We start from the raw sequence: 12657 nt of genomic DNA on the forward strand, positions 1-12657 counted from the left end.
TGCAGGCCTGCTTTGTCCGGAACTGAACGCGCACGGTGTTCAATTCCGGACAGTCCATCATTTGACCTTGTTCGGGAAGGCCGGGTGCACCGGCCGCACCGGCGGATTCTTCGCCAGTTCGGCCTTGATGACTTCAATCGCCTTTTCCAGCTGCGGATCGCGGCCTGCGATGACGTCGGCCGGATTCTGATCCACTTCGATATCCGGCGCCACGCCTTCGTTCTCCACTCCCCAGCCTTTGTCGCGGGTCCAGAAGGCCAGGTTGGGCGCGGTGATGGTGCCGCCGTCCAGCAGCACCGGGAAGCCGAGAATGCCCACCAGCCCACCCCAGGTGCGCTTGCCGATCAGCGGCCCCATTTTATTTTGACGGAACATCCAAGGCAGCAGGTCGCCGCCCGAACCCGCGGTTTCGTCGATCAGCATTGCGCGCGGCCCCTGGATCGAGGCCGATGGGGTCTTCATGTCGGCTCCATAGCGCATGGTCCACCAGGCGATTTCCTTCTTCTGCAAAATCTCCAGGTAATAATCGGCCACGCTGCCGCCGCCGTTGAAACGCTCATCGACAATGACGGCGTCTTTGTCGGCCTGCGGGAAGAAGTAGCGCTTGAAGTAAGTGTGACCCAGCGTGGCGGTATTTGGCACGTAGACGTAGGCCACGCGGCCGCCGGTGGCGGCGTTCACCTTGCGGATATTCCCTTCGATCCAGTCGCGGTTGCGCAGCGCATCCTCGGCGGCAACCGGCACCACGGTGATGGTGCGCGATTTGCTGCCGTCGGCATTCGGGCCGACGGTGATGTCGATCGCTTTGTTGGCGGTGTTTTCGAAGGCACTGTACAAATTGGTTTGCGCCAGCAGCGGTTTGCCATCCACTGCCAACAGGTACTCGCCCGCCTTGACGTTGAGGCCAGGCTCGGTCAGCGGCGCGCGCAAGGCCGGGTTCCAGTTCAGGCCACCGTAGATTTTCTTGAAGCGGTAACGGCCCTCGCTGATTTCATAGTCCGCGCCCAGCAAGCCGCCCGGCACCGGCTTGGCGTCGGTGAAGAAATCGCCGCCGCCACCGCGATGATGGCCGACGCCGAGTTCACTGCACAGCCACTGGATCAGGCGATTCAGGTCGGCGCGGCTGGACAGCTCCGGCAGGAATTGCGCATATTTGGCGCGCATCTTGTTCCAGTCCGCGCCGTGCATGCCGGGATCGTAGAAGTAGTCGCGATTGATGCGCCAGGCTTCGTTGAAGATCTGCGCCCACTCCGCGCGTGGTTCGGCGCGCACTTCGATGGCTTCCACCTTGACCTTGCCTTCGCCCGGCGTCAGCGTCTTGGCGGTGGCGCTGCCCATGGCCCACGCTTCCTTCACGCGGTACAGCAGCTTCTTGCCATCGGAAGAAACCTCATATTGATCGGCTTCGGCCAGTAGCGTTTCGGCCTTGCGGTCCTTCAGGTCGAAGCGCTGGATGGCATTCTTGCCGTCGTTCTGACGCAGGAAGAAGATCTGGCCAGCTTCTCCGGCCTGCAGCTCGGAGAGTTCGGCGGCAGGTATCGGCAGGTCGACGATGCGGGTCTCGATGCCGTCGAAGTCGATCGAAATCGGCCCCACTGGCGCCACCGTGACTTTGGGGTCATCACGGCCGGTCTTGGGATCGACTTTCGGCGCCTCCGGCTTGGCTGCGGCGGCGACAGGCGCTGGCTGCTGCGCGGCTGCGCCCTTTTCTTCGTCGCTTTCCTTGATCAGCGGCGACGGCAGATCGCGCCGCAGCGTCGCCATCCAGATGGTACGGGTGACGCGGTTGTCCTCATTCTGCTGCGAGAACCAGTTATTGCTTGGTCCTGCATTGGTCGAGGCGAAGAAGTAGAGATACTTGCCGCTCTTGTCGAACACCGGCTCCACCACATCGGACAAACCATCCGTCACCTGCCACGATTTATTCTGCTCCAGCGAGTAGATGTAGGCGCTGCGCGTGTATGTCATCGAGTTGAGCGCATAAGCGATCCAGCGCGAATCCGGCGCCCACGCCGCCTGCAGCGTCTTGTTCACGCCATACAGCGGTTCGGAGGCGATCTTCTTGATCACGCCGGAAGCTACGTCCAGCACATACAGCGTCCACGCATTATCGGTGTAGGCCAGCTTTTTGCTGTCCGGCGACCACACCGGGTTGTCGTAAAAGCCGGCGCCAGTCAACTTGTATTTGCGCGGCTCGCCCTTGCCGTCCTGCGAGCGGATGTGCAGCATGTACTCGCCCGATTCGTCGGAGAAGTAGGCCACCGAGCGGCCATCGGGCGACCATGCCGGCGAACGCTCATGCGCGGCCGGAGTTTGGGTCAGGTTGCGCACATCGCCTTTATCCGCGGGGATGGTGACGATCTCGCCGCGGAACTCATACGCCACGCGTGCGCCGGATGGCGAGATCGAAGCATTGCGGATGTACTTCGCGCCGCTGACCCAGCGCGGGCGCGACAATCCAAGGTCGGCATTCACGCCGATGGTGAGCTTGTGCGCCTGCCCGCTGGCCAGATCCAGTGCATGCAGATAGCCGGCCTGCTCGTAGACGATGCGGTTGCCGGATGCGGAGACGTTCAGCACCGGGAAATCGCTGTGCCGCGTCAGCGCGCTCACCAACCTGGTCTTGACGTCGTAGGCATACAGATTGAATTCGCCATCGCGGTCGGAGCGGAAGTAGATGGTGTCACCGATCCATACCGGATCGACGTCGTTGGAACCGCCAGCCGGCTGCGGAATCTGCAGCACCGACTGACCGCCGCGATTGAACAGCCACAGGATGGAATGCGTACCGCCGCGATAGTGCTTCCACTGCATGAAGGCCGCAGAGAACGGGTTATAGACGATCTGCTTGCCATCCGGCGACCACGCGGCGCGCGCGGCGTTCGGCACTTCCAGCTGGGTCTCGACGCCGCCGCCAACCGGCACCGTGAACAACTTGCGGAAGCGGTTGTTGAAAGCCGCGCGCGGCGACGTGAACATCACCGCTTTGCCATCCGGCGTGAAGGCTTGTGCGACATCGGCGCCCGGATGCCAGGTCAGGCGCCTGGGCACGCCGCCTTCGACGGGCAGCAGGTAAACGTCGGTATTGCCGTCAACCTGCGCGCTGTAAGCGATCAGTTTACCGTCCGGCGAAAAGATGGGATTCGACTTCTCGCCGGGATCGGACGTGAGACGGCGCGGCGCGCTGCCGTCGGCATTGGCCAGCCACACATCGCCGGCATAGATGAACGCCAGATGCTGCGCGGACAATGCCGGTTCGGTCAACATGCGGGTATCGCTGGTGCTGGGCAGCGCCAGCGCAGGTGCGGTAACACCCAGCGCCAGCAACACGCCCGCCAGGGCGCGCGCGCTCACGTGCTTCATACAGCCTCCTTATTTCAGAGCAGGGATCACCTGCGGTTGATAGGGCCTGATCGGCTTTTCTTTCATGGTTTTTTCCAGCAGCTGCAGGGCCACTTCCAGCTGACGGTCCTGTCCCTGGAAGGTGGCATGCGGCAGATTGTCGACCACCAAATCCGGCGACACGCCGATGCCTTCGATAAGCCACTGGCCATCCTGCGTGTTGAACTGTCCCATCTCCGCCACGCGCGCCATGCCGTTGTCGCTGAGGCGATTGTTATCGCTCAGCCAGACGCCGGCGCCGGCCGTGCGCTTGCCAACCAGCGGCGCCAGACCAAGCGACTTGACGCCGGCCGCAAAAGTCTCGCCGTCCGAGTACGTGTATTCGTCGATCAGCACCACCAGATGACCGCGGAAGGTGTTCTGCATATTCGGCGACGGCGCCACACCCGGCGGCGCCCAGAACGCCCAGGCCTTGCGCAGCAGCTTCTCGATGATCCAGCTGTCGATGTTGCCGCCGTTGTTGCGACGGACGTCGATGATCAGCCCTTCGCGATTGACGTTGGCGTAGAAGTCGCGCGCAAACGAGGCGATGTCGTTCGGCCCCATGGCGCGCAAATGCAGGTAGCCGATGCGGCCCTTGGATGCGGCCTCCACCTGGCGCGCACGCGATTGCTCCCAGTCGCTGTAGCGCAAGGCGGCCTGCTTACCCATATTCACCGGCAGCACAATGACCGAGCGCGTATCGTTCTTGCGCTTCACTTGCAGCAGCACTTGTTTGTCCGCCTGATTCAGCAGCAGATCGGCAATGTCGCGCGCTTCCAGCACCGGCTTGCCGTTGACGGCGGTGATGATGTCGCCCTCTTTCACGTCCACGCCGGCTTGCGCCAGCGGGCCGCGTTGCGACGGCAGTTCAGGTTCGCTGGCGTAGATGTGATCTACGCGATAACCTTCAGCGGTGCGCGACAGCACCGCCCCAAGACCCGCCGGCGTGCCTTCCGGCGGCGAGCGGCGGATGTCGCCGGGGCGGATCTGCGAGTGCAGCGCGCCGACCTCACTGATCATCATGCCCAGCACATCGTCCAGTTCCGCGCGGTCGGTCACGCGCTCCACCAGCGGCGCGTATCTGGCGCGCACGGCCGGCCAGTCGGCGCCGCGCATCTTCACGTCGTACAGGAAGTCACGATGCATGCGCCACGCGTCGTTGAACATCTGCTTCCACTCCAGGCGCGGATTGGAAGTGAAGGTCCAGTCATCCAGCTTGATCCTGGCTTTGCTCACATCCGTTGGCGCTTTGGCGCCGGCATCCACCACATACATATCACCGGCGCCGGCGGCGAAAGTGCGATAGTAGACATGCTTCTTGTCGAGGGACAGATCGTATTCACGCACGCCGGCCGCGAACACTTCCGGCTGCGGACCATTGCTGGCGATGGCCAGCGTTTTCAGATTGGCCTTGCCATCGTTGCCGTCGGCGTCGAGGAAGTACAGGCGCTTGTCGTCCATCTGCAGCGCGCGATAGTTACCGGCTGCCAGCGGCACTTCGTACAGACGATCCGCCAGGCCGGCGTAGACGATGGCCGGCAGGGTCTTGCCGGTGGCTTTGGGCGCAGCCTTGGCGACGGCCTTCTCCGCGGCTTTTTCCGCCGCCTGCTCGGTCGCGCCTTCGGCCGGCTTGTCGCCTGGCTTGCTCAGTTCATCGTCCGGTTTGAATGGGAAGCGGTTTTCCGGCTGCAGCGCCAGCGCGTAGATGCCGGTGCGCTTGTCGAACACCGGCCCCATATTGCGGTCGCCCCACGGTGAACCATTCGCCAGCTGGAAGTTGCGCGCCGACAGGAAGTACAGCCATTTGCCATCCGGCGAAAACACCGGCGAGCGCGAGGTGTAGCGGTCGCTGGTGACGAAGGCCAGCTGCTTGCTGTCGATGTTGTAGAGGCCAATCTGGTTGCGCTGCTCGGTGCTGGCGGCGCGTACCAGCGCCAGATTCCTGCTGTCGGCCGACCACAGGATCTCGTCATAGTCACCCAGGCCCGACTTGCCGGCGTCGTCGATCACGGTGTTGACCTTGGTGGCCAGGTCCAGCAGCCAGAAGCGGCCCTTCTTGTCGGTGTGGCCCAGCCAGCGCCCGTCCGGCGATGGGTATAGCTGCCAGCGGTGGTTGTTGCCGTCCCTGGTCAGCTGTTCGCCCTTGCCGGAACCGTCGGCGGCGAATTTCCAGATTTCGTTTTCGCCGGTGGTGTCGACGATGGCGTAGACCGATTTGTCATCGTGGCTGAACACCGCCTGGCGGGCGCGCGCGCCTTCCGGTATCGCGATCTCCACGCGGCGCTGCGCGCCGGTGCCGGCCACGCTCACGCGGCCGCGCGCAGTCAGCACGACGCGTTCAAACTTGCCGGCGATTTGCACGTTGGTCAGGCTCTCCAGCGGCGAACGGATCTGGCGCGTGCGCTGCTGGTCAAAGTCAGAGACGAGACTGATGGCCAGCTGTTCATCCTTGCTGCTGGCCAGATCCAGCACGTGCAGGTCGGCGCCCAGCTGATAGACAATGCGGCCATCGCCGATGGCGGCATTGCGCACGTCCCATGTAGTGTGCTGCGTCAGCTGGCGCGGGTCGCTGCCGTCGGCGGCCATCGACCACAGATTGTCCGAGCCACTGCGGTCGCTGATGAAATACAGGCGGCCCTGCCACCACATCGGCCGCTTGTTGTTGCCGGCATCGGTAGCCAGCAGCTGCACCGCTTCCGCATTGCCATTCACTTCATAGCGCCACAGCTGCGCGTGCGCGCCGCCGCGATAGGCTTTGACGTTATCGTTGGTCAGCGCCAGGCCGTTGCGGGTGAAGTACAGGGTCTTGCCGCTGTCATCAAGCGCGGCGTCGTTGGCGTCGGCCAGCGGGAAGATGCGGCGCTGCAGATCATCCGGTTTGACGGCGGCGATCACGAAGCTGCGGCCCGGGCCAGTGCCACTGGCCATGCTGACCAGCACCTCGCCCTGCGCGCTCCAGTCCAGCACCGAGACCGCACCATTCTCAAACGTGATGCGCTTGGGCAGGCCGCCCGCCAGCGGCATCACATAGGCTTCCTGCGCCCCTTCATACGAGGCGGAAAACGCCACCCAGCGGCCGTCATGCGAGATGGCGGCGTTGGTTTCGGCGGAAGGATGGGTGGTCAGGCGCTGCGCCTGGCCGCCGTGCGCGCCGGTGCGCCACAGATCGCCTTCGGCGGTAAACACGACATGGTCGCCACGGATGGCGGGGAAGCGGTAATAAGCATCGGCAGCGTAGGCAGTGGACAGCAGACCGGCGGACATCAGGAGCACGGCGAGGCGGGACAGTTTCATGAGACGGGCATCAGTGGTTGTCAAATGGAACGAACATTCTAGGCGAAAAAAAACCCGCCGTAGCGGGTTTTCTTGCGGTGGTGTGGCTTAGTCGACTTCGACGGTTTCCGGCGGCTGGCTCGGGGCCGCATCCGGCGGTTCCGGGAAGTCCAGCTTGACCACGTCCTTGTCGTCCAGATCGACGATGACCTTGCCGCCGGTGACCAGGCGGCCGAACAGCAGCTCGTCGGCCAGCGCCTTGCGGATCATGTCCTGGATCAGGCGCGACATCGGCCGCGCGCCCATCAGCGGATCGAAGCCTTTCTTCGCCAGGAAGGCGCGCAGTTTTTCGCTGAACACCGCTTCGACCTTCTTCTCGTGCAGCTGCTCTTCCAGCTGCATCAGGAACTTGTCGACCACCCGCAGAATGATTTCCTCGTCCAGCGCGCGGAAGCTGATGATGGCGTCCAGGCGGTTGCGGAACTCCGGCGTGAACATGCGCTTGATGTCGCCCATTTCGTCGCCAGCCTGCTTGCTGGTGGTAAAGCCGATGGTCGACTTCTGCAGCGACTCGGCGCCCGCATTGGTGGTCATGATGATGATCACGTTGCGGAAGTCCGCCTTGCGGCCGTTGTTGTCGGTCAGCGTGCCATGGTCCATCACTTGCAGCAGGATGTTGAAAATGTCCGGATGGGCTTTTTCAATTTCATCCAGCAGCAGCACGGTGTGCGGCTTCTTGGTGATGGCTTCGGTCAGCAGGCCGCCCTGGTCGAAACCAACGTAGCCGGGCGGCGCGCCGATCAGGCGCGACACCGCGTGGCGTTCCATGTATTCCGACATGTCGAAGCGCACCAGCTCGATGCCCAGGATGAAGGCCAGCTGCTTGGCCACCTCGGTCTTGCCGACGCCGGTCGGGCCGGAGAACAGGAAGGAGCCGATCGGCTTGTCGGTCTTGCCCAGGCCGGCACGCGCCATCTTGATGGCCGACGCCAGTGCTTCGATCGCCGGGTCCTGGCCGAACACCACGTTGCGCAGGTCGCGGTCGATGGTTTGCAGCTTGCTGCGGTCGTCCTGGTTGACGGTCTGCGGGGGGATGCGCGCGATCTTGGAGATGATGTCCTCGATCTCGGTCTTGCCGATGGTTTTCTTCTGCTTGGACTTCGGCAGAATGCGTTGCGCCGCACCCGCTTCATCGATCACGTCAATCGCCTTGTCCGGCAGATGGCGGTCGTTGATGAAGCGCGCCGCCAGTTCGGCCGCGGTCGACAGCGCCGACGACGAGTATTTCACGCCGTGGTGCTCTTCGAAGCGCGACTTCAGGCCGCGCAGGATCTGCACCGTCTGTTCGACGGTCGGTTCATTGACGTCCACTTTCTGGAAGCGCCGGCTCAGCGCGTGATCCTTCTCGAACACGCCGCGGAACTCGGTGTAGGTGGTCGCGCCCACGCATTTCAGCTGGCCGTTGGCCAAAGCTGGTTTCAGCAGGTTGGACGCATCCAGCGTGCCGCCCGACGCCGAACCGGCGCCGATGATGGTGTGGATCTCGTCGATGAACAGGATGCCGTGCGGGTTGTCCTTCAGCTGCTTCAGCACCGCTTTCAGGCGCTGCTCAAAATCGCCGCGGTACTTGGTGCCAGCCAGCAGCGCGCCCATGTCCAGCGAGTAGACGATGGCGTTCTGCAGGATTTCCGGCACGTCGCCCTGGGTGATGCGATAGGCCAGGCCTTCCGCGATGGCGGTCTTGCCGACGCCGGCCTCCCCCACCAGCAGCGGATTGTTCTTGCGGCGGCGGCACAGGATCTGGATCACGCGATCCACTTCCTCTTCGCGGCCGATCAGCGGATCGATCTTGCCGTCGGCGGCCGATTTGTTCAGGTTCTGGGTGAACTGGTCGAGCGGGCTTTCCTTGCTCTGGCCTTCGCCGGCCGGCGCGCCCTCTTCCACGCCTTCCGACGCTTTCGCGGTATCGGACTGCTGGTCCTTGCGCACGCCATGCGAGATGAAATTCACCACATCCAGGCGAGTCACGCCCTGCTGGTGCAGGTAGTACACCGCGTGCGAATCTTTTTCACCAAAAATCGCCACCAGCACATTGGCGCCAGTGACTTCCTTCTTGCCATTCGACGCCGACTGCACGTGCATGATGGCGCGCTGAATCACGCGCTGGAAGCCGAGCGTAGGCTGGGTATCCACTTCGCCGGTGCCGGGCACGGTCGGGGTATTGTCGCCAATAAAATTGGTCAGGGTTTTGCGCAGATCTTCAATGTTGACGGCGCATGCGCGCAACACTTCGGCAGCCGAAGGGTTGTCCAGCAAGGCCAGCAGCAAGTGCTCCACCGTGATGAATTCGTGGCGCGCCTGTCGGGCTTCGACAAACGCCATGTGCAAACTTACTTCCAATTCCTGCGCAATCATACTTCCTCCATCACGCACTGCAGGGGATGGCCTGCCTTGCGCGCATGCGTTAAAACAAACTCCACTTTGGTACAGGCTATATCTTTCGAGAACACGCCGCACACGCCTTTGCCGTAGCGATGCACACTCAGCATGATCTGCGTCGCGGTCTCGCGATCCTTGTTGAAATACTCCTGAATAATTGCGACCACAAATTCCATCGGGGTGTAGTCGTCATTCAGCAACGCCACCTGGTAAAGCGGTGGCGGCTTTAGCGTTTGCCGCTCCAAGAGGGTTTCGGTGTCATGCTTGGTTGCCATACGCTTATATTCTAATGCTTTCGGGGTTCATGCAATGTGCATTTCGCTGCACACATCCAATTGTTTTCCATCTTACGCGCTTTCTCAACTTGACGCAGATGGCGACCCATTCCGCAAAATCAAGAGTTGCTTTTTCACCAATCGTCTCAAAAGTAGCAAAATGCCCACAAATCTGCTTGACTTTCAAATTTGGTCCGCTAACAATGCGTTATCGGCTTCGTGCAGAAATGTACACGTTGATAAGAAGTGGGCGTGAGGAGAGGGGCAAGAAGCTTCTTGCTTTTATGGCTCGTGTGATCTGTTTTAATTTTGAAAGTTCTTTTTATGGCAACTGGTACTGTTAAGTGGTTCAATGATTCCAAAGGTTTTGGCTTCATCACTCCAGATGACGGCGGCGAAGATTTGTTCGCTCACTTCTCCGCAATCAACATGAACGGTTTTAAGACCCTCAAAGAAGGTCAAAAAGTTCAGTTCGAAGTCACGCAAGGCCCTAAAGGCAAGCAAGCTTCCAACATCCAGTCGGCTTAATTCCTGGCCACCGATGTAAAAAACCCCGCGCTGCGGGGTTTTTTTTCGCCTGCCGCTGTTGTAAATCGATCAGAAACGCGCCCACAGCTCCGCCACGCTGGCGGTCTTCCTGCGCAGCAGATCTTTGCGGTAACTGGCGACCAGCGTCTTGACCAGCCTGGACTCCAGCGCCACCGCGATCTGCAGCATCACGATCTTGCCGGCTGTCACCTCGGGACGGCCAAACACCTCGTTGTAGCGCTCGTCAAATACCTGGTACTTGCGGTGCGTGGTCCATGGCTCGCCCAGGTCAAACGCGATCAGCGTCAGGCCCGCGACTTCATTGGAGATGGTGACCGCGCTCCCGATCGGCTCTCCGCGCTTGACGGCCAGTGCATAACTGCCGCCATAGTGTTTTTTGAACTCCTGCTGCAGCCGCGCCTGAATCGGATGGTTGGACTTGAAATCGCGCGCCTTGACGGCGCCCTGGTTGACGTAAATGCCGTCTATGCCTTTATCGCCGGCCTGGTCGCAGACACAATCGGTCGCCTCCAGCTCGTCGAGGCGGTAGTAGTTAACCAGATACCAGATCAGGAACGCAGCACTCTCGGAGCGCCGCGCGCCCTGGTAGGCTTGGATGCGCGCCAGCAGCGCGGCGTAACGCAGATCGATAGACATGGCGGCCGCACTTCCAGGGCAGTTCATCACGCTCTCCAGGATAGATATCGGTCCGGTTAGACCGTTCAATCTGGATCAAGGTTCAGCGCAACGACCAGCCTGCCCGGCCGCATGAGCACTTACTGCATCTGCTCGATCATCACGTCGCCAAAGCCCGAGCACGACACCTGCACGGCGTTTTCCATCAGGCGCGCGAAATCGTAGGTGACGTGCTTGGAGTCGATCGCCTTCTCCATCGATTTGATGATCAGGTCGGCCGCTTCGGTCCAGCCCATGTGGCGCAGCATCATCTCGGCCGACAGGATCATCGAGCCGGGATTGACGTAATCCTTGCCGGCGTACTTGGGCGCGGTGCCGTGGGTGGCTTCAAACATGGCCACCGAATCCGACATATTGGCGCCCGGCGCAATGCCGATGCCGCCCACTTGCGCCGCCAGCGCGTCCGAGACGTAGTCGCCGTTCAGGTTGAGGGTGGCGATCACGCTGTATTCCGCCGGGCGCAGCAGGATCTGCTGCAGGAAGGCGTCCGCGATCGAATCCTTGATGGTGATGTCGCGGCCGGTCTTGGGGTTCTTGAATTTGCACCACGGGCCGCCGTCGATCAGCTCGGCGCCGAATTCCTTTTGCGCCAGCGCGTAGGCCCAGTCGCGGAAACCGCCTTCGGTGTACTTCATGATGTTGCCCTTGTGGACAATGGTGACCGATGGCTTGTCGTTGTCGATGGCGTACTGGATGGCCTTGCGCATCAGGCGCTCGGTGCCCTCCACCGATACCGGCTTGATGCCGATGCCCGAGGTTTCCGGGAAGCGGATCTTGTTGGCGCCCATTTCATTGAGCAGGAAGTTGATCAGCTTTTTCGCGCCCTCCGAACCCTGCGCGTATTCAATGCCGGCGTAGATGTCTTCCGAGTTCTCGCGGAAGATCACCATATTGGTTTTCTCCGGCTCTTTCAGCGGCGACGGCACGCCGGTGAAGTAGCGCACCGGGCGCAGGCACACGTACAGGTCCAGTTGCTGGCGCAGCGCCACGTTGAGCGAGCGGATGCCGCCGCCCACCGGCGTGGTCAGCGGGCCCTTGATCGAGACCAGGTAATCCTTCACCGCCGCCAGCGTTTCTTCCGGCAGCCACACGTCCGGGCCATAGATCTGGGTCGATTTTTCGCCGGCAAAGATTTCCATCCAGCGGATCTGGCGCGTGCCGCCGTAGGCCCTGGCGACCGCCGCGTCCACCACTTTCAGCATGACCGGCGTAATATCGCGGCCGGTGCCGTCACCCTCGATATAGGGAATGATCGGGTTATCTGGTACATTCAGGGAAAAATCCGCGTTGACGGTGATTTTCTGGCCGTCCGCCGGTACTTTGATATGTTGCATCGTGGGTTCTCCGTAGTCCAAGTCTTCTATAAGATATAAGACGAGTGTTTCACATTATGCACGAGTATGTCGCGGCGCGCCAAGGTTTTCAAGCCTACACTACTATAGCTTTCAATAATGTCCTTAATTCTATTCAATAAGCCGTTCCAGGTGCTGTGCCAGTTTTCCCCGCAGGACGGCAAGGCCACGCTGGCCGACCACCTGGCCATTCCCAGGATCTATCCCGCCGGCCGCCTCGACTACGACAGCGAAGGCCTGATGCTGCTGACCGACGACGGCAAGCTGCAGCACGCCATCGCCCACCCCGACCACAAGGCCGGCAAAACCTATCTGGTGCAGGTGGAAGGCGTGCCGGACGCCGGTGCCCTGGCGCGGCTGCAGGCGCCGCTCAACCTGGGCGACTTCATCACCCAGCCGTGCAAGGCGGTGCAGATTGCCGAGCCGGAGTGGCTGTGGCCGCGCCATCCGCCGATCCGCCAGCGCGCCGGCCAGCCGACCAGCTGGCTGGCCATCACGCTGCAGGAAGGGAAAAATCGCCAGGTGCGGCGCATGACGGCCGCGGTCGGCCTGCCGACCCTGCGCCTGGTGCGCAGCGCCATTGGCGGCATCTCGCTGGCCACCCATCCGCTGATGCCGGGCGAGTGGATGGACGTGTCGCCCAAGGACCTGGGCTGAGCCGGCAGGCTGCAAACGACAAAAGCCGCACTGGCGATGCCAGTGCGGCTTTT

At 61.8% G+C, this 12657-nt stretch carries 8 protein-coding genes; 2 read left to right on the forward strand and 6 right to left on the reverse strand.

From position 1 onward, the window contains the following. Positions 1-57: 57 nt before the first annotated feature. The 4 genes from ABDW57_RS15660 to clpS form a co-directional block, all read right to left on the reverse strand. The gene (locus ABDW57_RS15660) at positions 58-3363 is read right to left on the reverse strand and encodes a PDZ domain-containing protein (protein WP_343731108.1); all 3306 of its coding nucleotides are present in this window, start codon (positions 3361-3363) and stop codon (positions 58-60) included. Between the two features lie 9 nt (positions 3364-3372). Further along, positions 3373-6678, reverse strand: a complete 3306-nt coding sequence (locus tag ABDW57_RS15665; protein WP_343731109.1) for a S41 family peptidase — start codon at positions 6676-6678, stop codon at positions 3373-3375. An 87-nt stretch (positions 6679-6765) separates the two neighbouring features. Next, positions 6766-9072: an ATP-dependent Clp protease ATP-binding subunit ClpA gene (gene clpA, locus ABDW57_RS15670; protein WP_343731110.1), complete on the reverse strand. Its 2307-nt coding sequence runs from the start codon at positions 9070-9072 to the stop codon at positions 6766-6768. Next, complete coding sequence (gene clpS, locus ABDW57_RS15675) at positions 9069-9371, reverse strand: ATP-dependent Clp protease adapter ClpS (RefSeq protein WP_008446470.1); 303 nt, start codon at positions 9369-9371, stop codon at positions 9069-9071. Before clpS ends, clpA begins: the two co-directional genes overlap by 4 nt. A 324-nt stretch (positions 9372-9695) precedes the next feature. On the opposite strand from clpS, the gene ABDW57_RS15680 reads away from it, so the two are divergent. Continuing rightward, positions 9696-9899: a cold-shock protein gene (locus ABDW57_RS15680; protein ID WP_008446468.1), complete on the forward strand. Its 204-nt coding sequence runs from the start codon at positions 9696-9698 to the stop codon at positions 9897-9899. 69 nt (positions 9900-9968) lie between these two features. On the opposite strand, the gene ABDW57_RS15685 is transcribed toward ABDW57_RS15680, so the two are convergent. Together ABDW57_RS15685 and icd are read right to left on the reverse strand one after the other, a co-directional pair. Next, positions 9969-10556, reverse strand: coding sequence for a hypothetical protein (locus ABDW57_RS15685; RefSeq protein WP_343731111.1), 588 nt, complete (start codon positions 10554-10556; stop codon positions 9969-9971). Between the two features lie 119 nt (positions 10557-10675). Then, complete coding sequence (gene icd, locus ABDW57_RS15690) at positions 10676-11929, reverse strand: NADP-dependent isocitrate dehydrogenase (RefSeq protein ID WP_343731112.1); 1254 nt, start codon at positions 11927-11929, stop codon at positions 10676-10678. A 117-nt stretch (positions 11930-12046) separates the two neighbouring features. Between icd and ABDW57_RS15695 the strand changes: the two genes are divergently transcribed. After that, positions 12047-12604 carry a pseudouridine synthase gene (locus tag ABDW57_RS15695; RefSeq protein WP_343731113.1) on the forward strand — a complete coding sequence of 186 codons (558 nt, stop codon included), beginning with the start codon at positions 12047-12049 and terminating at the stop codon, positions 12602-12604. The last annotated feature ends 53 nt before the right edge of the window (positions 12605-12657 follow it).

Source organism: Duganella sp. (genome assembly GCF_039595735.1).
In the GTDB taxonomy this organism is placed as follows: domain Bacteria; phylum Pseudomonadota; class Gammaproteobacteria; order Burkholderiales; family Burkholderiaceae_D; genus Rugamonas.